General features: G+C 55.0%; 22 protein-coding genes. 5 read left to right on the top strand and 17 right to left on the bottom strand.

The features are described 5' to 3' along the window. Positions 1-54: 54 nt before the first annotated feature. The 10 genes from ACR0NF_RS07315 to ACR0NF_RS07270 all read right to left on the bottom strand — a co-directional run bounded on the left by ACR0NF_RS07315 (position 55) and on the right by ACR0NF_RS07270 (position 7,492). On the bottom strand, positions 55-1,506 hold the full coding sequence (locus ACR0NF_RS07315; protein WP_480778006.1) for a DUF2779 domain-containing protein: 1,452 nt from the start codon (positions 1,504-1,506) through the stop codon (positions 55-57). A 129-nt stretch (positions 1,507-1,635) separates the two neighbouring features. After that, positions 1,636-2,502 (bottom strand): 2-keto-4-pentenoate hydratase, encoded by an 867-nt coding sequence (locus tag ACR0NF_RS07310; protein ID WP_480778005.1) that lies wholly within the window; start codon positions 2,500-2,502, stop codon positions 1,636-1,638. 134 nt (positions 2,503-2,636) lie between these two features. Further along, positions 2,637-3,350 carry an alpha/beta fold hydrolase gene (locus tag ACR0NF_RS07305; RefSeq protein ID WP_171208658.1) on the bottom strand — a complete coding sequence of 238 codons (714 nt, stop codon included), beginning with the start codon at positions 3,348-3,350 and terminating at the stop codon, positions 2,637-2,639. Positions 3,351-3,530: 180 nt separating this feature from the next. Further along, a complete protein-coding gene (locus ACR0NF_RS07300) occupies positions 3,531-4,409 on the bottom strand; it encodes a CopD family protein (RefSeq protein WP_171208659.1) in 879 nt (292 codons plus the stop codon). Further along, on the bottom strand, positions 4,406-4,714 hold the full coding sequence (locus ACR0NF_RS07295) for a copper resistance CopC family protein (protein ID WP_170796040.1): 309 nt from the start codon (positions 4,712-4,714) through the stop codon (positions 4,406-4,408). Before ACR0NF_RS07295 ends, ACR0NF_RS07300 begins: the two co-directional genes overlap by 4 nt. Before the next feature lie 48 nt (positions 4,715-4,762). Continuing rightward, entirely contained in the window at positions 4,763-5,227 is a 465-nt protein-coding gene (locus ACR0NF_RS07290; RefSeq protein ID WP_480778004.1) for a c-type cytochrome, read from the bottom strand. Next, positions 5,227-5,694: a DUF411 domain-containing protein gene (locus ACR0NF_RS07285; protein WP_171208661.1), complete on the bottom strand. Its 468-nt coding sequence runs from the start codon at positions 5,692-5,694 to the stop codon at positions 5,227-5,229. The genes ACR0NF_RS07290 and ACR0NF_RS07285 overlap by 1 nt, the downstream gene beginning before the upstream one ends. 58 nt (positions 5,695-5,752) lie before the next feature. Beyond that, the gene (locus tag ACR0NF_RS07280; RefSeq protein ID WP_171208662.1) at positions 5,753-6,088 is read right to left on the bottom strand and encodes a hypothetical protein; all 336 of its coding nucleotides are present in this window, start codon (positions 6,086-6,088) and stop codon (positions 5,753-5,755) included. A gap of 208 nt (positions 6,089-6,296) precedes the next feature. Then, complete coding sequence (locus ACR0NF_RS07275; RefSeq protein ID WP_171208663.1) at positions 6,297-6,836, bottom strand: luciferase domain-containing protein; 540 nt, start codon at positions 6,834-6,836, stop codon at positions 6,297-6,299. A gap of 65 nt (positions 6,837-6,901) precedes the next feature. Next, entirely contained in the window at positions 6,902-7,492 is a 591-nt protein-coding gene (locus ACR0NF_RS07270; protein WP_171208664.1) for a YceI family protein, read from the bottom strand. Between the two features lie 124 nt (positions 7,493-7,616). On the opposite strand from ACR0NF_RS07270, the gene ACR0NF_RS07265 reads away from it, so the two are divergent. Then, on the top strand, positions 7,617-8,198 hold the full coding sequence (locus tag ACR0NF_RS07265; RefSeq protein ID WP_480778003.1) for a TetR/AcrR family transcriptional regulator: 582 nt from the start codon (positions 7,617-7,619) through the stop codon (positions 8,196-8,198). 520 nt (positions 8,199-8,718) lie between these two features. Here the strand turns inward: ACR0NF_RS07265 and ACR0NF_RS07260 are convergent. Beyond that, positions 8,719-9,591 carry a bile acid:sodium symporter family protein gene (locus ACR0NF_RS07260; RefSeq protein ID WP_171208666.1) on the bottom strand — a complete coding sequence of 291 codons (873 nt, stop codon included), beginning with the start codon at positions 9,589-9,591 and terminating at the stop codon, positions 8,719-8,721. Between the two features lie 227 nt (positions 9,592-9,818). Between ACR0NF_RS07260 and ACR0NF_RS07255 the strand changes: the two genes are divergently transcribed. From ACR0NF_RS07255 to ACR0NF_RS07240, 4 genes are all read left to right on the top strand, one after another. Then, positions 9,819-10,796: an AraC family transcriptional regulator gene (locus tag ACR0NF_RS07255; protein WP_254430513.1), complete on the top strand. Its 978-nt coding sequence runs from the start codon at positions 9,819-9,821 to the stop codon at positions 10,794-10,796. Positions 10,797-10,957: 161 nt separating this feature from the next. Then, complete coding sequence (locus ACR0NF_RS07250; protein ID WP_171208668.1) at positions 10,958-11,824, top strand: cysteine hydrolase family protein; 867 nt, start codon at positions 10,958-10,960, stop codon at positions 11,822-11,824. Between the two features lie 48 nt (positions 11,825-11,872). Continuing rightward, positions 11,873-12,358 (top strand): YHS domain-containing (seleno)protein, encoded by a 486-nt coding sequence (locus ACR0NF_RS07245; protein ID WP_170790462.1) that lies wholly within the window; start codon positions 11,873-11,875, stop codon positions 12,356-12,358. Positions 12,359-12,495: 137 nt separating this feature from the next. After that, a complete protein-coding gene (locus ACR0NF_RS07240) occupies positions 12,496-13,065 on the top strand; it encodes a carboxymuconolactone decarboxylase family protein (protein WP_142639617.1) in 570 nt (189 codons plus the stop codon). Between the two features lie 73 nt (positions 13,066-13,138). Here ACR0NF_RS07240 and ACR0NF_RS07235 read toward each other — a convergent pair whose 3' ends face one another. The 6 genes from ACR0NF_RS07235 to ACR0NF_RS07210 all read right to left on the bottom strand — a co-directional run bounded on the left by ACR0NF_RS07235 (position 13,139) and on the right by ACR0NF_RS07210 (position 21,105). Beyond that, positions 13,139-13,672, bottom strand: coding sequence for a GNAT family N-acetyltransferase (locus tag ACR0NF_RS07235; protein WP_170790463.1), 534 nt, complete (start codon positions 13,670-13,672; stop codon positions 13,139-13,141). Between the two features lie 9 nt (positions 13,673-13,681). Further along, positions 13,682-13,939: a YjhX family toxin gene (locus ACR0NF_RS07230; RefSeq protein ID WP_171208669.1), complete on the bottom strand. Its 258-nt coding sequence runs from the start codon at positions 13,937-13,939 to the stop codon at positions 13,682-13,684. Between the two features lie 449 nt (positions 13,940-14,388). Beyond that, on the bottom strand, positions 14,389-15,948 hold the full coding sequence (locus ACR0NF_RS07225; protein ID WP_171208670.1) for an acetolactate synthase large subunit: 1,560 nt from the start codon (positions 15,946-15,948) through the stop codon (positions 14,389-14,391). A 387-nt stretch (positions 15,949-16,335) separates the two neighbouring features. Beyond that, entirely contained in the window at positions 16,336-18,135 is a 1,800-nt protein-coding gene (locus tag ACR0NF_RS07220; protein ID WP_480778002.1) for an NAD(P)-binding domain-containing protein, read from the bottom strand. A 148-nt stretch (positions 18,136-18,283) separates the two neighbouring features. Then, positions 18,284-20,047: a sigma-54-dependent Fis family transcriptional regulator gene (locus tag ACR0NF_RS07215; protein ID WP_171208672.1), complete on the bottom strand. Its 1,764-nt coding sequence runs from the start codon at positions 20,045-20,047 to the stop codon at positions 18,284-18,286. Positions 20,048-20,283: 236 nt separating this feature from the next. Further along, positions 20,284-21,105 (bottom strand): prephenate dehydrogenase, encoded by an 822-nt coding sequence (locus tag ACR0NF_RS07210; RefSeq protein ID WP_331252663.1) that lies wholly within the window; start codon positions 21,103-21,105, stop codon positions 20,284-20,286. Positions 21,106-21,317 lie beyond the last annotated feature (212 nt).

Here is a 21,317-nt window from a genome sequence, read left to right as displayed (position 1 = left end):
CACAGATATCCAGTAGAGCAAAGTCGAAAAACGTCTTTTGGGTCGCAGCACACCTCACATCGCCAGCAGTTCCCGGTGAATTGCGACCATCGCCCAGGTGTCGCGCGTGCAATACGCCACAAGATCAGAATAGACCTTCTCGCGCTCTGGATCATCCGGTTCGGTCAGTGTTACGTCCTTCCAAAGGCGAGACGCGCTCGCTCCCTCTTTGATGTCCAGATCATCGTATGAAAGTTCTGGCAAAAGCGCTGGAAGAACGGCCTTGATGGAGGCGCTTCCCTTGAACGCGGGATCGTTGATCACTTCATCCGCAAACGGCTTCATCAGATCAACTACGCGGGCGTTTAAGTCTTCCAGAAACCCAGCGTGCTCTGGATAGGTTTCCGCCATTTCCGTATTGCGCGATTTCTCGAACGGCGCATACCAAACCACAACGGAGCCAACGTCACCCATGTCCTCACGTAGCCTTTTCAGTAAGGCTGGCATCGGATTACTGGAGTCACGGTGGAGATACTCCTTGTGCTCAATTTCTCCGCCAGGCTCACGCTGGATATGCAAGGAATACTGGAAAGCCACTTGCTGATAGGGACGCGTTCCGTCCCAAGGTGGCAGCAAACTCTGAGACGTCTCGTAGTCAAAAAAATAAACCGGATAGACAATCTCGCTCAGAAACCTGCTCAACTCCTGATGGTCGATTGTGCGTGCACCGTTTGCCACTGCTCTCAAGTAGCGCTGTGTTGACTTGCCCAACACAGATGGATCACTGATCTCGTCAATCTTTGTGATCCCGTCTGCGATGAGTGCGGAGGCTTTTTCCGCGTTCATGAACGGAAGGCGGTGGATGCTGTCTTGCGCGATTGGAGGGTCGAGCTTCTCGCGGATCTCCAGCCATTCACCGTAGGATTTAAGGCGCGCACGTTCGGGGGACGGATCAGGCATCGTACCGCTGGCAACGACGCTCAATGCCTGATCGATACGCGTGCGTGTTTTTTCGAGCTGCTCAGTCACCGCATCCGTGATGTCAGTGATGCTGACAAGCTCTCGCGGATTGATTTCGCCGTTTCTGACGTAGTCACGGTTCACATGTGCCACTTCGCAGCGCGCAATGGGGAACCCGGCTGCCTCAAGCACGACACGCTGGAATGCGAGATCAAAAGTGTGCTCGGGCTTTGCAGAAGTCCCGCTCTTGATCTCTGTCAGAACGTACCCATCGTCACTGCGGCTCACGATGTCGGAGATGCAAGTTATGGTTCCATCTTCATAACGTCCCTGCGCCACTGCGTTTGCACCGTTTCTCCAAGCCTCCAAAGTACGCGCGGGCAGAGCCTGGTATTCTGAAAAATCTGAAAAACCGAGGTGAACGAGATCACCAAATAGCTCCTCAGCAAAAGGCTCAAACGCGTGCCCCTCGTCAAAGCGCGCTTGCAATGAGGGGTCAATCGGCGGCAACAGATGCCTGGCTTGTTTCTTGATCCATAGCCAGGCTGGGTGCCTAAGAAACATCATGTAATCTGATTTGGATAGCATCGTTTAATTTGCATCCCAGAATTGATGAAACCAGTGGAAGACCATCATGGTCAGCTATTGAGAGCAACATTTCTTTGGTGCAGTCGGCGTCACCACTCTACCAAAGCCTCATGTAAATCGTACCGAGAGCTCGGTGTCCATCACGCCACCAAAACCAGCTGACCATTCTTCACCCGGAGACACTGGCCATGCGTCTGTCAAAGTACCGGTTGTAACCAGCTCGCCTCCCTGAAGCTGGTCGGCTTCGGAGAGCAGAGACACAAGATGAGCCAGGACTTCAATTGGGCCTCCAAGCGCGTTTTCACCTTTGCCGGACCCGATGGCCTTGGTGCCCTTGAACAATGCTAGTGGCACTTCGGCCAAGCCGATCAAAACATCATGCGTCGCCGCGATTTTGTCGCCAAGAACAAGGCAGCCGTGCAATCCTTGTGCTGCGATTGAATCTTCGACTGAGAATTTCCAGTCGGGATAAATCGATTGCACGATTTCAAACCCTGGAGCGACCCACTCCACGCAACCTGCCAACTGTTCATTGTTCATTTCAGCCGTCGGGGCATAGCCAAGGCCTAGTACGATTTCTGGTTCGATTCTCGGTTCTGAATAACTTGCCAAGTTTACCGGCTGATCAGTCGAAAACAGCCCATCTGCGTGGACCTCTCCCCAAATGGGTTGATCCACACCGTAAACAGGCCAAATCGTGCGGTTCGTGAAGCCGACTTTTCGGCCGACTCTCTTTTTGCCCTGAAGCTCTCGGACGCGACTTGCAAGCGAATAAGCGTCATCCAGTGTTAGCTGTCCTGCCTCTGAAGACAGTTTGGGTATCTGCTGGCCAGAGGTCAGGGCATGAGCGATTTTCTGAGCGTTAGCTTCAAGATCTCTTGTCATATTCGTACTATACTCGCCGACGGCTGGATTGCGATACAAGCAAGGTTCTGAAGGACCAGAGTAATGATTTTCGCCCAAGTCTAGCTCCAAGACCTACAAAGTGTCTTGAACTTATACGGCAGTTTCGTACCAACGGCAGATGTTCGACATAGTCGGGGCAACGACTGAGTTGCGGACTTTGCAGCCATTCGAGAACTGCACGTCAGTTTTCAGAACTGCGAGTGCTAAGCGCTACCTATGAAATTGCGAACTCGGTCAGGAACAGACGGATCGCGCCAAGACGTCTCGTGCGGTACGCCGGGAATAACAGCCAGTCCGAAGCCGGGGATAACCCCACGTAGTGCTTCTAAGTTCACATACTCAGGATCATCCTCACCGACGAGACCAGTGCACGGCACTTCAATTTGCTCAAGCTCCGCTTTCGGCACGTCGATGATTTCGGACATTCCCTCTGCCAGCGCGTCGAATGCGTCATAATCTGGCCTTGGGGTTAGCCCAGCCTGGTTCTCTCTCGCCCATGAGGCAAACTCACGGTAAAGAGCAACGCCGTTCTCTCTTGTCCACCCTGAACCAATTAGGAATACCGAGGAAATCCGGGACGGCATTGTTGTTGCCAGCTTCAGTGCTAACTCAGCCCCAAGGGAGAAACCAACAATGTCGACCATTCCAGTGGCCTCCCTCTCCAGGATTGCTGCCATGTCATCTAGTAGTTTTAGACCGTAGCCAGAACGGTTGTGGGGACGAGAGCTAAGCCCGTGACCACGTAGGTCTGGGGTGATGACTTTGTAGTCATCGCAGAGCTTTTGAACCACCCCATTGGTCGTCCACATTTCCGAGCACATAGTGAAGCCATGGATGAGCAGAACAGGCTTCCCTCGGCCTGCAAACTTATAAAACACTTCTTCACCATCATCTGTTTCTAGCTGAGAAGTTCGCATACAGAGTCCATGTTTTCACGCACGATGGCGTTGCAAACCTAACCCGCAACTCAGCCAATGCAAAGCGTCCGCATTGGGCTCGCAGTCGACCTTCGCTGGTTCCCGTGCCTATGTCTGGAGGCAGCCCAAAGCAGACATTCGTAACAAGGGTTTGCAGCTCCTGCTTCGGACCCAAAGCCGTCAGGGATTGATGGGAGGTGTCGTCACACTGGTTAGGGTCGCCGTTGCAAGCAGGATCAGAACAACAGCGAGAATCTCTATCGAAATCGAACGTCGTAGAGCAAGTGTCGCGCCACGCGTCTCAGCCCTGAGAGCCGGAACAAATCTCAGCTTGTTCAGCGCCGCGATGCCAAGAAGGGCGGAAACGATCACGACCTTGACCAAAAGCACCAATCCATAGGCCGTTCCGAACAAGGCGGCCAGTGAACCCGAAAGCAGCCATGCGAGTGCCGCGCCTACTACAATCAGGATGGCAACTCCGTAAGCAGCGACATTGCCAAAGTGGTGCAGTAGATCGGCCCCAGTAGAAGTGAGCGCCGCTTTGCGCAAAGGCAGGAGAGCACCGACCCAAAACGCGGCAGCCAGTAAATGCAGAACCAGCAAGATTGCGAGAGCCGCCCGGGGCTCTCCGAGCGAGTGTCCCACCTGAGCAAAGGAAATCGCTATGGCAAGGCTGCCCGCCAAAGCGATCCACTGCCCGACGCGCGGGAGCAGAATTGCCAATATCGCGAGTTCACCCATTCCTCGCCAAATCGCGGCTGTGCCAAGTGGACTGTCCCAGACAAAGCCAAGCATCATTGGGTCCGTCGCGCCCTCTAACCCCATTCCGGATATCCGCGCCGCTCTAATGCCGAATCGTAGAGCAAGCACGGCAAGACCTACAATCGCTGCACCGACCGCGAAGTGCCTTGCAAGGCGTAGAACAGACTCTTCAGCGCGTCTGGCAAAGAGGAGCGTGAACAGGACACCTCCCATCGCCAGCAGCGCCGCGCCGTAGCCAAGTGCTTTCGCCAAAATGGCCAAGACGACAACACCATCTGTAGGGGACAGTCCGGTCACTCAGCGACCGTGAAAGAAAAGCTGCCCTGCATCGGGTGACCGTCGGAAGCCATACCGCGCCAGTCGAAGCGGTAGCTTCCCGGTGTGAGCTCTTCCAGCGGCACAGCCCGGAATTCCGTAGCGGGGTCCATACCTGTCTCGCGTTCAATTTCGACGTCGCCATCTGGGGAGGTGAGCGTAACCGAAATGATGCGCATAGGATCATCGAACCGCATGGTAAGCTCCGGCACGTCCGTGACAGTCGCGCCGTCAGCCGGTGTCGTTGCTTCGGACTTCGAATGCGCAGCCGCAAGCATTGGAGCCATTGCTACGGCCAAACCGAAAAGAGTTTGTTTGATCATCTGAGTTGTCCCCTATTCGGACTGGGCATTCAGTTCGTCGTGGTACTCACGAAGGTCATTGGGCCAGGTTGACTTGATAAAAGATAGCACCGCAATGATTTCGTCATCGCTGAGCACACCTTCATAGACCGGCATACCAGTTGCGGGCGCGTTCTCCATCAGCCCGGCCAGGCCAAATTTGGTCAATGTGAAGAGTGTTTCATCATCGTGGTGCCACGTATGCCCTGTGGCGTCATGCGGCGGTGCCGGTAGTAAACCATCCTCGCCGCGCATCTGCCAATTTGGCTGTCCTTCAAGGCTCGCACCGTGGCAGGCAGCACATTGATCCGCATAGATATCTTGGCCAATAGCGACCAGTTTGGCGTCATCCGGACTCAATAGACCGACCACTTCGGAGGGCTGGGCCAGAACGAAAGCTACGGCGAAACCGGCGAGCGCAAGCCCACCGGTGACCAAGAGTGTTGTGCGCCCTAGCATCAGGTGTCGAACGGCTGCGCGGTGCCTGCGCGGTAGTAAACCGTACCGGCCCCAGCCTCTCCCCCAAATGCAATGACGTCGTAACGGGCGGACGGATCGTCCCCCATACCAGGGGAGCCCATTGGCATGCCAGGAACGGCAAGCCCTGTGATGTCAGGCCGATCCTTCAACGCGGCTTCCAGTGCTTCAAACGGCACATGGCCTTCAAAGACATAACCGTCGGCTTCAATGGTATGACAAGATGCGAGGCTCAGCGGGATACCCCGCGCTGACTTCTGCGCCTCGGGGTCCGTCAGTTCCTCAACGGTGACGGCGTAGCCACGCGCGCGAGCCAAGTCGGCCCATGCGTGACAGCATCCGCAACCTGGTGAGCTGAACACGCGCATTGGGGTGCCAGCACGAACGGGAAGAGCGGTCGCGATGAGCGCAGTTGCAGAAAGTTTGGTGAAGTGACGACGTGTGATCATGTCTGTCGGTCCTTTGATGTGAAATTTGAACGGATTGCGGGCGAGAGCCCGTCGCCGTTCAAGCTTTCGGAGGACCGATAGGGACACCCAGTGCGAGGCCCGAAAAATCGGCTCTAGCGTACGTTACACCACCCACCGAGATCACCATTGGAGCAATCGGCGAAATCCCCACCGTGGCGACAAGATCACCAAAACAGGATGTTGAACCCATGCCGCTAGCGGCGTCGCAACAATCCGCAGCAGCTTTCTCGGCATCCGCCAACGGATCGTCGCCCGCCATTTGAGCATGATGACCAGAATGATCCGATCCATGGGTCAAGCCATGCTTCACGGACGCTGCGGATGCGCCAGAGAATGCAACAACAAGAAGTATCGACAGGATCAAGCGAAACATACCAAATATCTACTGGGGGTATGTAGTTTTGACAAGTTACGAGGATGTGTCGAAGCAAACGATCCTAGTTGCATCCATTGAAGTTGCGCCACATCTCTGGATCCGGCCCGTCTAGAGCGGTGGTACATGAATCACCTGAAATTCCGGTAAAACTGAATTTTGACTGACCGCGCATTAGTCAGCAACGGAAAGGTCAGCAGGTGGGCATTTAGCCCAGAGTGATGCCGGTGATGAAGGTGTACGAGCTTTCAACCAGATCGATGACGACATCCAACTCTTCGGGTGTCGTCGGTGTATAGATCATGACAAAGCCGCTCCACCCAGGACGTTGATTGGCCCACGGGTGCGCTACGGCCCAACCCGCCTCAACTGCCCGTCGCGCCATTGCGGGGTCTAGCGAAGCGTGCAAGCTGCCATCAGGATGCATGTGCGCAAACTCAAACCCACCAACGATAGAGTTCGGTTGAGCCAACAACATGTCGGGATCAAGCTGAAAACCAATTGCGCCAGGAAGCGATATGCGTGTCGGGCCAAGTGTGACCCCTGGGAATTGCGCAACACGCTTCAGCAATAGCTGGGCCAAATCGGCATCAATTTCGACACCAATCTGAGTATGGGGTACGCCGCTTGTCGTTTCGGGACGGGGTGAGGTGCGCTCCGGCAAGGAGCGTTCTTGCGCGAATGCCAGCGGACACGTCAGTGCCACCGCAGTCGCGGCAGCCGCCAGTAGTCTCAGGAACACAATCATTTTGTTGTCAGCCAGTCAAAAGTTAAGAATGAGCGCTCGGCGCAGTATCAGCTCCCCTGCACACATCATTCAGCCTTTAACGCTTCGATATTGATCAAGATCTCTATTTCGTCGCTCACCGCTGGTGCAAACGCCCCAAGTCCGAATTCAGACCGCACGATAGTCGCCGTGGCTGCGAGTCCCATGGTCGGCGTGCCCTCCTTTTCGCCAAACGGGTATGGCGCCGACTTGTTAAGCGTTGTTTCCAGAACAACAGGTTTGGTGACGCCATTCATGGTCAGATCGCCAGAAATATTCGCGGTATTGCCACCGGTCACTTCAATGCTGGTTGAGGCGAAGGTGACCACGTCATCGTCACTCGCGCTGAAAAAGTCATCGGACATGAAATGTTGCAGACGGGCATCCCAGCCCGTGATCATGGATTTTACAGGCATAGACACTGTGACAGATGACGCAGACGGATCATCTTCATTGAACTCTATCTCGCCGCTAAAACCTGAGAACATTCCAAACGTTTCTGAGAACCCGATGTGGTTGTAGCTGAACAAGACCTGGCTGTGTCCAGGATCCAGCTCGTAAGTGCCACTCTCGGACAGCGCGGTTGTCGCACCAATCGATAAGAGTACCGCCAGCGGGGTTGCTGCCACTTTGAACATTGATACGCTCCCATTTTGACAAGACGTGTTCGCGGAATTGAGTATTGAGCTTTAGTTTTTAGATGGCCATACTTATAGAACAAAATGTTCTACAGCGCAACAAGATGTTCTATAGGAGGGGCGATTGAAAGAAGATCCTAGGCTGATCGCCACACGGCAGGCCGCGCTTGATGCTGCGCAAAAGATACTGATGGATGAAGGCGTGCTGCACGTAACTCATGGCGCAGTTTCAAAGGCAACAGGCATTTCGCGCAGCACACTTTACAGGCACTGGCCAGATGCGCGCAGTCTGCGTGATGCAGCGTTCAGGCGCATCGCAACACCGCCGAACATACCGCCCAAAACCGATGGGCCGCTGCGATCTGACCTGCGCTGGTTACTCGGCGTACTGATGGGAGCCTTAAATGACACACCATGGGGCCAAATCGCGCCTCAGGTGGTCGCTGCTGCGTCCACCGACGAAGAAGCGCGTTTGGTGATCACTGAATTCATGAAAGACAGGTTCGCAAGTGTTGAAGCAGTATTTGCAGCCGCAATAGACCGCGGTGAGATCGCCTCGGATGTTCCGATTGAACAGCTTATAGAACTAGCAGTCGCGGCACCTTATTTCCGCAAGCTCATACGTCACGAAGCACTGGACGAGGATTGGTTGGATCGACATGTTGATCTGCTTTGCAGTATCGCGAAAACCAATTCGGGACAGTGACCATCGCCTGACTTTGCAATCAAAGCGACCTGCAACAGGCGCGAGATTTCGGCAGAGCAGCAGATTAGATCAAAAGCATATCCAGCTAGTTCCCAATAGCGGTTGCTCCAAAAGGTCTCGGCAAAGACTCGCAATGATCGTTCTTCGAATTTTGCAAAGTCCGCGTTCTGCGCATTTCTGTAGTTCGGGCAACGCGCGGCATCGGCCAAAGTGGGCTCGATGCGGCCATTCTCCGCGGCTTGCATGTTTGGCAGGTCCAGCCCAATCCGGACACTTAATCCAAGACTTTGCAATTCCGACTTGCGGACAAAACTGACCTTGGCGTCTACACCTTCGCTGACGCAGGATCCACCGCACTGGCAGCAACAGCTCTTCCCTTCAACAGGGAAAATCGCCAAAGCGGCCGTTCCACAACGGGCTTTGGAGCTCCTTGATCGCTCTTTGACCAGACGGCGCTCTGGCATGGAAACGAAGGGACTTGGCCCAGCGCATAACCAAAGCTAGAGAATAGGCGTCAGGATCATGAAATTGGGCTTCTTCGCGCAAGTAGGGCGAAGACAGGCAACATTGTTACGATCCAGACCACGCTATAAATTGCGGATGGTATGGCATATTCGCTTAACCCATTGGTGTTAGGCAACAGCAAAGTGGCAATTGCGATTCCCAAAGCTCCGTTTTGAACGCCGGTCTCAATTGAAATCGTCTTCGCCTCGATGTCTGTGCATCCGAGCATCCCTGAACTCATGATGCCAATAAACGTGAGTGACGCACCTACAACAAAAAGTGCGGGTCCAAGCCTAAGGTAGTTATCCGCGACCACCACCCAGTTTGAAATGATCGCGCCTCCGATGACCATCGCAAAAAGTAGCATAGAGACCTTGCTAAAGACTGGTTCGACCGCGGCTACAATCCGCGGCGCCAATGACCGCGCGGTCACCCCGACTAGGATTGGAGAAGCTGTTAAAAAAAACATCGCTAAAGCCGTCGAAGAGATGTCGATAGCGGGCGCAGTTGCCCCCATGAACATCTGCATCGAAAACCCCAGGATAAGCGGTACGGTAACGACACAAGTCAGACTGAAGACTGCTGTAAGAGTAACGGACAAAGCAACATCCCAATTCGAAAGCTTGGTTACGATGTTACTGATCGCCCCGCCCGGACAGGCCGCTAAAATCATAATGCCAACGGCTGTCTCGGCGGAAATCCCAAAGATAAAGGTCACTATCAAAGCGATGCAAGGCAGCAAAATGATCTGGTTGAGAGCCCCGACGCAAAAGGCCCGTGGACGTCGTCCGATGCGTTGAAAGTCAGCCGCTGTGAGTCCGAGGCCAAGGCAGAACATGATGACAACAACTGCGAGCGGCAGCAGCACAGATATAAAAATTTCGCCCATCTACCATGACCTCTATGACTGCATGCTTCCGCACGCTTTCGGACGATACCGCTCAGAAAACCTGATGACGAGTTTTATCAGTTTGGCGCATTGATCCTCAAGCGCCCGAAGATCGAGGCTGTCTCTATTTATTATACCTATCACAGGGTTGGACGATCTGGTGTGAAAGAGCTTTCCAGTGCTAATCTCACTGTATGGCAAGTGTAACTTACGCATTCGCCCGCGCGATGGCCAACGCCGCCGGGATGACGCTGAACGACGATGGCGCCCTGATTTCGAATGGCGCTGTCGTGCTGCGTTTGCCAGAAGCTCAAGACGGCCAATTGGCGGATGATGCGTATTTCGATTTGATAGATTGGATTCGTGCGCAACAAGCGGACGAGGCCGCGTTGGTTGAGGCCTATGCAAACGCGATTGCGACCGATGATCTCGGCGTACTTGGCCTGGCCGTTAAGACAGCTCCGACCTTGCGGCAATCATTGCAACGGATCGAGCGCTATTTTCGTCTCGTCACGGACACCGCAGTTTACAGACTTGATGAAACCAGCGATCCGGTCCTTTGGATTTTTGAGGGACAAACATCACATCGCGCTGCCTTGGAGCTGCGCAACGAATGCGCGCTTGCGGCCTTTGCGAGGAACATGCATCAGTTTGTGGGTGATGGGTTGTCGCTCGCATATGTCTCGTTTCAGCATCCATGCAGACAAGAACCAGAGCGTTACGCCGAATATTTCGGGTGCCCGGTTCGATTTGGGAGCGCCCACAACGCCATTGCTATGCGCCCTGCTATGCTGGAAAGCGAAAATCGTCTTGGCGATCCGGGGTTGTCAGATTTCATGACGAAGCACCTGGATGAGGAGTTCAACTCTCGCGATGACGACACCTCACTGAGCCAAGCAATTGTCCACCGGCTTACACCGGCCCTGAGTAACGGCGCGCCGCAAGCAGCGCATGTCGCACAAGAGATGGGAATGAGCGAGCGCACGCTTTACCGCAGGTTGGCCGAGGAAGGGCTGACCTATCGCGACGTTCTTGGTCAGGCACAAGTTGCACTTGCTCGTGACCTGCTCCGTGACGGTAAGGCTTCCATAGCCGAGATCGCCTTTATGACCGGGTTTTCGGAACAGAGCACGTTCAGCCGCGCCTTCAAGCGCTGGGTTGGCCAGGCTCCGGCACGATTCAGGCAGCAAGCGACCTCCGACTAGGCACACACCTCAAGACCACATGGCAGGTTCGGCCAAAACCTTGGCAGGGCGGGCCGATACCTCAATCGATGTGGTGCATAGCTTCTTCTTTGTCAGATCCACCTGGGGCGCCGCCGAGTAAAGCAAACCCATTTGCCCCTCTCAGACAAAGGAAATTTGCAATGAGCAATCATGACCACAAACATGGAGCAAGCTGCGCTTGCGACGTCACGCCCGAACGCGTTGATATGGCGCGCCGGCGACTCTTGCAACAAGCCGCCGGTGCGGCCGCGGCAGGTACAACAATAGTGGCTGGCGGGCAGGCCCTTGCCGCGACCGGCGAAGCACGCGCCTACTATGCTGACCCGGAAAATCCAGGCCTTCCCCAAATCGACATGACCATCGAGCCGGGGCGTACTGCGCTTGTGGTGACCGACCCCCAGATTGATTTTTTGTCAGAGGACGGTGTGACGTGGGGCGTCGTTGGCGAAAGCGTGACCGAACAGGGCACGGTCGACAATATCGAACGGCTTTTCATTGCCGCCAAGGCTGCGGGGATGCCGGTCTTCATCTCGCCCCACTATTACTACCCACATGACCACAAGTGGGAGTTCGAGGGCACTCTGGAAGCGACGATGCACAGCATCGGCATGTTTGACCGCCTGGGACCGCTCAATTTGGACAACTTCGAGGGCTCAGGTGCCGACTGGATGCCGCAATACAAGAAGTACATCGAGGATGGCGAAACCATCATTTGCTCGCCACACAAGGTTTACAGCCCTGCTCAGAATGACCTGAACCTGCAATTGCGTAAACGCAAGATCGACAAGGTGATCCTCGCGGGGATGTCGGCGAACCTGTGTACGCAGGCGCATCTCTACGAGCTGCTGGAGCTGGGCTACGAAGTCGCTGTCGTTCGCGATGCCACAGCCGGGGCCAAGGTGCCTGAAGGTGACGGGTATCTCGCCGCCATCATCAACTTCCGCATGGTCGCCAACGGCGTCTGGTGGACCGACGACGCGGTTGAGCGCATTGGCCAATCGGCCTGACCCAAATCGATCTTCAAATTTGATCCTAGCATCCTGAAAGGACATATCATGACACGCATCTTTACATTTCCCGCGCTTACAACAGCGTTGACTCTCGCCCTGGCGGCGGCGGCATTGGCTGACGATGAATACAACGTTTCGAACAGTCTTACCTTGACTGGGCAGCCCCTCGGCATGCATGGCGTCGATCCTGTATCGATGTTTGAAGCCGAAATACCCGAAATGGGCAACGCCACTTTTACATCGGCCCATGATGGAGTGGACTACTATTTTGCGTCGCAGGCAGCGAAAGCCACATTCGAGGCGGATCCGACGGCACATCTGCCTCAATTCGGCGGGTTCTGCGCCTTTGGCGTCTATGTAGGCAAGAAGCTTGATGGCGATGTTCGGTATGCCGATATCGTGGACGACAAGCTCTATCTCTTTGTGAATGAGGAAATCTTCAAGAAGTACCTTGAGGACAAAGAGACCGTGATCCAAGGCGCCCATGCCAAGTGGGCAGACATCCACCACACGCCTGTCGGCAGCCTTTGATCGAGGAATTTGGTGGCTTTTGCCGGTCGGAGCCACCGCTGCCTCTCCCCTCCCCAAAAGGCCGGCATTTCTCCAAGACACCCTGTCCGCAATGACAATTCGCGTGTGTCGAAAACTCTTCCCAAAGGAAACCAGACATGACTGATTTTGAGACATATACAATCGCCTCAGCCCCTGATGCCGCGAAACCAATTCTGGAAGCATCGCTGAAAGGATATGGTTTTGTACCCAACCTTTATGCGGCCATGGCCGAAGCGCCCGCAATTTTGGAAGGCTATACGACACTTTCCAGCATCTTTGGAAAGACCAGCCTGTCAGAGACTGAGCGCCAGATCATCCTTATGACTAACAACCGGTTGAACGGGTGCAAGTACTGCATGGCCGCCCATACCACTCTTTCACAGATGGCCGGTGTCCCCGAAGACGTGATCGCAGCGTTACGCGATGGCAGCCCTATCGCCGACCCCAAATTGGAAGCGCTGCGCAAATTCGCCATCGTGATCAACGAAAGCCGAGGCTGGCCCAGCGACGCACAGGTCGAGGCGTTTCTGACGGCTGGTTACACACGCCGATCTATGCTGGAAGTCATCCTCGGCACAGCGTTGAAAACCCTGTCGAACTATACGAACCATGTGGCGGAAACCGCGTTGGATGATGCCTTTGTGCCAAATGCATGGATCGCCTCGGTCGCGGCAGTGGCTGAATAGCGGACCAAACCAGACATTCTCCAATCGAGGCGAATGTCTGGTTCAGTTTTTGCGTTGAGTATACGCTATTCGATCAGTCGTGCTGCGACGTATCCCACCAATGCGCATCCATGAACTGCGGGATCGCCTGCGTTTTACCGCTCAGTTTCCCGACGGTGCCTTCAGTCAACTCAAGCGCCATCCATGCCTCGGGTGCCGTCAACAGATCGGGGTAAGGCGTATGCTTGTCGGTTGGGACAAACCCGTAGCGGGGATAGAAGGTCGGGACACCCAACACGAACACGGCGTCAGCCCCAATAGACTTTAGGTGCCCGATGCTGGTCTCCATCAATTCTTTCCCGACACCTGTACCCTGATGGTGTGGTGACACGCCGCACGGGGCCAGAAGGTAGCATTTGGTGTCGCGGTGGTCCGTAAAGACAAATGGCGTGAACAGCACGTTGCCCGCTAGTTTCCCCTCTCGTTCAACACTGATCGAGATTGTGTCTGGATTGTCGAGAAAGGCTTTGGCAAGCTGTGCAATCGCCTCTCCCTCAGCTTCTCCATCCGCTTGACCAAAGGCCTGTCGGTGGATGCCCAGAATGGCGTTGATGTCTGTTTGTTTCATAGTGTTCTCCTATCGTTGATTCATTTGGGCTCGTACGGATTTGATCCCCAGCGCAGACGCGCGATAGGGGGCACCGTTTTTCGAGCGGATCAGGCGCTTATTAAGAAGGCGCTGAAAGATATTGAGGGTGCAGTCAGACAACACATGACCGCTGCGCGTATAGCAGGTGACATCATGTACTTTGCCGTTCGGCTGGTGTTCAAATTGGATGGACCCGCCAAGGGCGAGTTCATGCAAAACACGTTGCTCGTGCTTTGAGATGTTCATTGGGATGTCTCGATTTTACGAAAGTACAGAAACAGGGCACTCAGCGTTGCGCTTGAGTGTGCCTATCAATGTTGGTGTTCCTGAATTTGTTTCGCCAGGAACGGGCGTTAGGCCCGGGACTCTTTCATAAAATCTCCATAATGCGAGGCGCTACGCCTCAGACGAGACGGTCAAATAGGCATTCAAACGAGTCGCGTCAATATGGACGGCGGCCTTTTTTGGGGAGGCGGCGTGTTTCAATGCAGTCTTTCGCCGCGACACGCGTTTGTGGGAGGAATGGGCTCGTTCCAGTCGTTCGCTGTGCGGTGTGTGATTGACTGCATTGTGTAGAAAGCGGTAATTTGACCGCCGTTCGGTCCATCGCAAAGTCATTTCACAGTATCACATTAAACTGATCCGCAATTTGCACCCCTAGTCTCATCTGCTCTTCAGGTTCCGTGTTACAATACTCATACTGGCGTGGGACACACAACTTCGATCAGAGATGGCCCGTCGCTGGAGAGACCGGCAGAGAGCGCCTTCGCAAAGCTGTCCATGTCATCTGCGCGTGTCCCCGGAACACCATGGCCCTTCGCCAGAGATACCCAGTCCAGTGTCGGGTTATCCACGTCAAACATAGCTTGAGCATTCTGACCATAGCTCGCCACACCGACATTTGTGAGTTCATCGCGCAGGATTTGATAACCGCGGTTCGCAAACACAACGATTGTCACGTCCAGATTTTCGCGGGCCATGGTCCACAATGATTGAAGAGTATACATGGCGGACCCGTCGCCGGTTAGTGCGATGACTTTTCGGTCGGGGCAGGCGATAGCCGCACCCGTCGCACAAGGCAAACACAACCCAATCGCGCCGCCGGTGCCTGCGAGTAGGTCATGCGGTCGAGCGGTGGCTGTCGGTGGAATGACGTGAAACCCGGACGTCACGGACTCATTACAGATGGTCGCGTTTTCCGGGATCAGTGCTGCCAACGCCAAACCAACTTTTTCGAGGGTCAACTGCCCGCTGGGAATGTCCGGCAGATCGAGCGGATGGGTTTCTGCCACCGTTTTGCTTGTGACCCCGACCGCGTCGGCGAGCGCTCGCAGCGTCCACTCGATATCATCTGTGGGCGTACATAAGTCGGTAATGGGGCAATACGGAGGTTCGGGTACGCTTGGTTTCCCGGGATAAGCAAAAAAGGCGACTGGCCTGTCTGTGCCAAGCAGAGTGATCGAAGACGTTGCATCAAGCTGAGCGATCTTGGGCGATATCGGATAGACCAGTTGATCTAGCTTTGCTGTTCCTGCGCCTTTGGAAATGCGCGGTATCAGAGTATCGGCCAACAACCGGCACCCCGTCGCGGCAGCAATTTGTCCCGCTAGTTCACGCTGTGGTCCAAACAGGGCTGATCCGCCAATCATCAGCGCGGCGTTCGGCGTTACAAGACGGGCTGCCGCGGCCTCTATCTCGCCTATTGACGGTCGATGGAGTCTTTCTCTGTTGTCCAAACGGTTTGCCGCTGCGTTCGCTTCGTTCCAAGCTGTGTCGGCAGGCAGGACAAGGGTCGCGATCTGGCCGTTTCGCGCGCGGGCTGCTTGAACCCCTGCCGCTCCATCCCTGGCTACGTCGGTGGCATTAGACGATACTCGCGTCCACTGACTGACCGCTTGGCTGACACCGAGGATGTCTCCCTTCAAAGGGCTTTCGTAGCGCAGATGTTGCGTTGCATGATCGCCCACGATGTTAACGATCCCGGACCCTGCTTTTCTGGCATTGTGCAGATTAGCAAATGCGTTGCCAAAGCCTGGTGCAAGATGCAGCAGCGTGCCCGCAACATCACGTTTCATGCGAAAATATCCGTCCGCCGCCCCTGTCGTTCCTCCTTCGAACAGGCAAAGAACGCAATTCATCTCCGGGTGTTCATCCAAGGCAGCGACAAAGTGCATTTCAGAGGTGCCGGGATTTGCGAAGACTGTATCCACGCCATTGTTCAAAAGGGTTTTTACGAGTGATTGAGCGCCGTTCATTTTAACCCTAGCCTGATTTCAAGCGATCATTTGATGACAATGCTCGCACGAAAAGACCTTCTTTCTGAACATATTTTCCTCTCGACACTACACTTTACGACGCATGGCACCGCAACCGCTCGCGACGTGGAGCAGTCACCGGACTTAAGACCGTGCCTTTTGGCGGGGCCAAAACTTAGAGCGAAAGCAGTCAAACACTTGGTGAGATAGACACCGCGCGAGCACGCCCGCTTTGGGCTCTCCCGGCACATTCGCCGCGAGATCCATGAACGACGGCTTCGGGAAGGAGCGCCTTTCGCGGCGTGGCGCACGAACTGGCAAGATGCGGCCAAAGCAGACTTTCAGTCGAATAAATTGAAAGTCTGCTTCTCGGTCGCGGCACATGCTTTAACTGAGGTGATGCACTTCTTGCATGCCGTAGACCGGCGTTGGTACACCCTCCATTCGGGCCTTTATTTGCAGCGAAAGGAATTGTGAATAGTGCCGGGACTGATGCAGGTTTCCACCATGCATCCAAAGGTTTGGAACCTGTGTCGGCTTCCACATATTGCGTTGCTCGCCTTCCCAAGGCCCCGGGTCCTTGGTTGTGTCAGAACCCAGACCCCAGCATTTCCCAAGTCGATCTGCCATATCCTGACCCATCAGGTCCGCCACCCAGCCGTTCATCGAATTATACCCCGTCGCATAGACCACCAGATCGGCATCCAGATGCGTGCCGTCATCAAGTATGACTCCGGTTTCATCAAGCGCGGTGACCTGGCCGCGTTTCAGCTTGATCTCACCATCAATGATCAACTGACTGGCCCCGATATCAATGTAGTAGCCCGATCCGCGACGCAGGTACTTCATGAACAGCCCGCTGTCGTCATCGCCCCAGTCCAGCCAGAACCCGGCCTTTTCAAGGCCATCATAGAACTCTTTGTCCTGTTCTTTCATCGCGGCATAGGCCGGAATCTGGAATTCATGAAGAATGCGATAGGGCAGCGATGCAAAGATTAGATCGGCCTTTTCGGTCGTCATGCCAGACCGCACCGCACGTTCAGAATAGAGATCGCCCAGTCCGATTTCCATGAGGGTGTCCGAGCGGACAATATGGGTTGAGGACCGCTGTACCATTGTCACATCGGCATCGTTTTCCCAAAGCGCCGCGCAGATGTCGTGGGCCGAGTTGTTGGACCCCACCACAACGACCTTTTTACCGGCCCATTTGTCCGGGCCTTCATGTTCCGACGAATGCACCTGTTCGCCTTTGAAAACATCCATACCCGGAAAATCAGGCATGCGTTTCTTGCCGGACATCCCTGTCGCCATGATCAGTTGCTTGGGCCGCAGTACAACCTCTTCACCGTCCCGGTCGACAGTGATGGTCCATTCGCCCTTGTCTTCATCGAACGTGGCGGATTTGGCCGTCGTGCGCGTCCAATAGTTCAACTCCATCACCTTGGTGTACATCTCAAGCCAGTCACCGATCTTGTCCTTGGGCGAGAAGACGGGCCAGTTTTCCGGGAACTTGATGTAAGGAAGATGATCGTACCAAACCGGATCATGCAGGCAGAGGGATTTGTAGCGATTGCGCCAACTGTCGCCCGGCCGGTCATTCCGTTCAACGATTATCGTCGGCACACCCAGCTGACGCAGCCTCGCGCCCATGGCGATACCACCCTGACCGCCGCCGATGATGACGCAGTAGGGCTGTGTCTTGTAGCCCAGTTCAGCCTCTTCCTGCACCCGTTCTTCTGCCCATGTGGTCCTGTGTTTCCCCGCACCATGCTTGGCCCCAAGTGGACGATTGAACCCTTTGGGCTCTTCATGACCTTTCAGCTCGACCATCGTGGTCAGCAGGGTCCATATCTTGCCATCCTTGAGGCGGATCAACCCGTAGCCGCGTGCCACTTCGGTTTCGAACTCGATCCAGGCGGTGGTTATTCCGCCGTCTTCAGTTGGAACTTCACCTTCGGCTATTTTCCAACCATTCGGCTTGGTTGTAGCCAACTGAAGCGCGAGCATATCTGCCACCTGCGCCTTGCCTTCGACCGTTTTAATATTCCAGGTAAAGCTGACCAGATCGCGCCAATAGCAATCGTCCTGGAACATATCACAGGCGGCATCGATATCGCCTTGGGATAACGCAGCACCGAAGTCATCCAGAAATCCCTGCACCTGATCCGAGAGTGTTGTGTCGAGCATGTCATCCTCCCTATCTCCACGGAGCAGAAGGCTGGCAAATCCGCGACCCTTCGGGCAAGCGGATTTGGCGCCTCAACACTTAGTGCGGTCCAAAAACGCCATTGCTTGTTGCGCGCGCAACAAGGGCGCAACATAGGTACATTTGCGTTTAAGCGGGCGGTCTTAATCCGGCTTTTCGCATACGGCGCAGGATCGTCGACCGGTTCACACCAAGGCGCCTTGCCAGTTGGGACATATTCCAATCGCAAGCACGCAGAAGTGCTTCCAGATCATCTGAGTCCTGCTTTTGCGTAGGGGCGAGCGCCGGGGCGGGCAAATCCGTTAAGTCGATGATGTTGTCCTGACACAGGGCGACCGAACTTTGCAGCAGGTGTTCCAGTTCACGAATATTGCCGCGCCACAATCGTGATTTCAGGTCGGCGCGGGCAGCGGTCGAGAGGCGAATATCATGGCTGGCAAACCGTCGGAGCAGACGATCAATCAGCCAATCCAGATCCGCACGGTGGCGCAAAGGCGGCAAAGACAATGTGGCCCCCGCAATCCGGTGCAGAAGATCTTCACGAAGACCGCCCTGCAATCCTGCCGGGGGTTGCCGACATGACGCGATGATCCGCAGATCAGCCCGCCGCTCAAGCACTGCCAAAAGAGAGGCCTGCGCAGGCTCGCTCAGGTCTTCAACGCCGCGCAGAAACAGTGTGCCGGGTTCGATAGCACGGCAGAAATTGAATGTCGGAGTGTCGCAACAGATCACGGTGTGGAAATCCTGTGTCGCAGGATCGGCCATATGGATAGCGCGCGCCAGTTTAGTTTTGCCTGTCCCGCTTTCGCCAGTCAGCAAAAGCGGCAGATTGGTCGGCGCAAGACGGGCCGCTTTGTTCAAAAGTTGCTGAAGGCCCGCATCCGGCCCTGCAAAGCTGCCAAGGGCACCAGGCAGAACCAGTTCCCGTTTGCGCAAAGCTGCCGTCATCTGCGGCGTCTGTGGAGCAACGGCATGACCATAGAGCGCGCGCCCATCCTTGAGGTGTAGAACGCGGTCTTCGGACGGTCTGCCGCGCATGAATTCGGGCATGTCATCAACACTGATTTCAAGCCAGTCCTGCAGTTGCGACCCTATCAGGTGACCCGAACCGTCCGGGTCCAGCGCACGTCGGGCCCCCGAGGTCATACCGATAATCTTGCCGCCTCCGTCCACTGCAACCGCCGCTTCGGGATCGACCTCAAGAAATTCGGGGCTGGCTGAAAAGCGCAGGACCCAATCGCGCCGGGTTGATGCCATCAGGTTTGCCATCTCGACGCGACGGGCGGAATTCGTCACCAATGTCATGGCCAGATTCTGCGAGGCCTTTGGCGAGGGTCCTCGCAACAATGACACATCCAGAACAGCCGCAAGAGCACCTTTGGTGTCAAAAATAGGCGCTGCCGTGCAAGACAGCGGCGTATGCGTGATCGAAAAATGATCTCCCTGATGGATAGTCACCGGCTGACCCGTAACGATACACGACCCCACTCCGTTGGTTCCTGCCAACTCTTCCGTCCACTTGAACCCCAGATGAAGACCCGCAGTTCTGAGTTCGTCCTCGAAGTTCTGGTCGCCAAAGAAATCGACGCAGACGCCATCTGCATCCGCAAGCAGCAGCACGTAGTTCTGCCCTGCCACCTGCGCAAACAGCGATTGAAGTCCCGAGCGCGCGGTCGCGATCAGACGTTCGGATTGTTCTAGGTGTTCTCGGAATTTGGTGTCAGGCAGGATGTGCGCGGGTTCCTGTCGTGAAGGATCCATACCGTAGGTTTCAACACAGCGCTGCCAGCTATCCGCGACAAGTCGGTCGCGCCCCGTATCGAACCCGCTTAAGACACGGTCAATCTCTTTTGAGTGCTGGCGATCCAACAGCTTCCCGTCCCACAAATCCATCCTAAAAATAGCATGAGTATGGCTTCGCGCCTATGTTCAAATTTCGTCCGGCAAGTGTTTGGCGCTTTGCCTTGTCAAGCTTACCTGCGTTGAACGCGCAGCATTGAGCCCTTTCGGACTCTCCTGGCACCTTCGCCGCGATCTGCGCCAAGGGCCGGTCTGATAAGGATCGACGTTCGCTGCACGCGGCATGAACTGATAAGACGCGGACAAACCTGCCCTTCGATGCTGCTCCATCAATTTCCGTTTTCGGTGTGCGGTAGCGTCGTCGATGCTGTATCCAGCTCGACACTCAAACTTGCGGCCAAATCGAAAAACTGTCGTCGCACGGTCTCGGCGTAAGGATTGGCCTTCTCAATCGCTTCGAATACTTCAGGCGCATCGTGTTGAACCATGGAAATCGCTTCAGATAACAAGTCAAAGCTTTTCGTTGTCATGCGCGTTGGCAGCGGTCCCATTCTCAGTAGCACTTTGGCAATGAGGTGCGTGAGTCCCTGGACAACTGCTGCTTCTTGGTCGTGATCTTCTGGTGTTGTCATTATGACGGTCAGTCCGAGCGCTTTGCGTAAAAACGCAGCCAGCCTTGTATGCCGGTTTCCCTGAATGGGGCAGACCGCGATCTTTAGACCCTCAATACCTGTCGCGGCACTTTGAGGACCAAACAAGGGGTGGGTTGCGACGATGTCTACATGGTTCGGCATCAGCCGCCGCATGATTTCTGCGGGAATTACTTTAACTGAGCCAACATCGACAATCAGCGCGCCGGGTTTACAAGCAACCGCGATCTCTCTGACAACCGGCTCGAAAGAGGACACTGGTGCCGCAATGAGGATCACATCAGCCTGCGATACTGAGTGCAAGGATGATAGACGCACGCCGAGTTTCTTTGCGATCTTGGCAAGGTCCGGCGACGGATCGTAGGCCGATATCTCGAAGTGCTGTCCGAGATGAAGTGCTGCAAGTTGTCCGAACGCACCAAACCCCACGATGCCTAGCGACGTATTTTGACTACTGCTGTTGTTGTTCATTTTGCGACCTTTGAATTTGCCGCCCGGCACAAGGTCGTTTGCATGTTGACCGCTGTCAGGGGCAGCGGAAAACCAATGATAAATTGCCCGCAGCTATCGAAGCTGAGGATAATAGTCCTGCGATGCGAAGAACGATTTCACCATGAGGTCAGCGATAAGGCACCCAAGAGCGCAGAGTCAACGATATTGCTGCCTATAGGCTATGATGCAGCACTCTTTAGGAATGGGCTCAATCCGAACAT

Source organism: Ruegeria sp. CF4, assembly GCF_056537345.1.
Note: the sequence above shows the minus strand (reverse complement) of the source record. Positions and strands in the feature narration are given on the sequence as shown.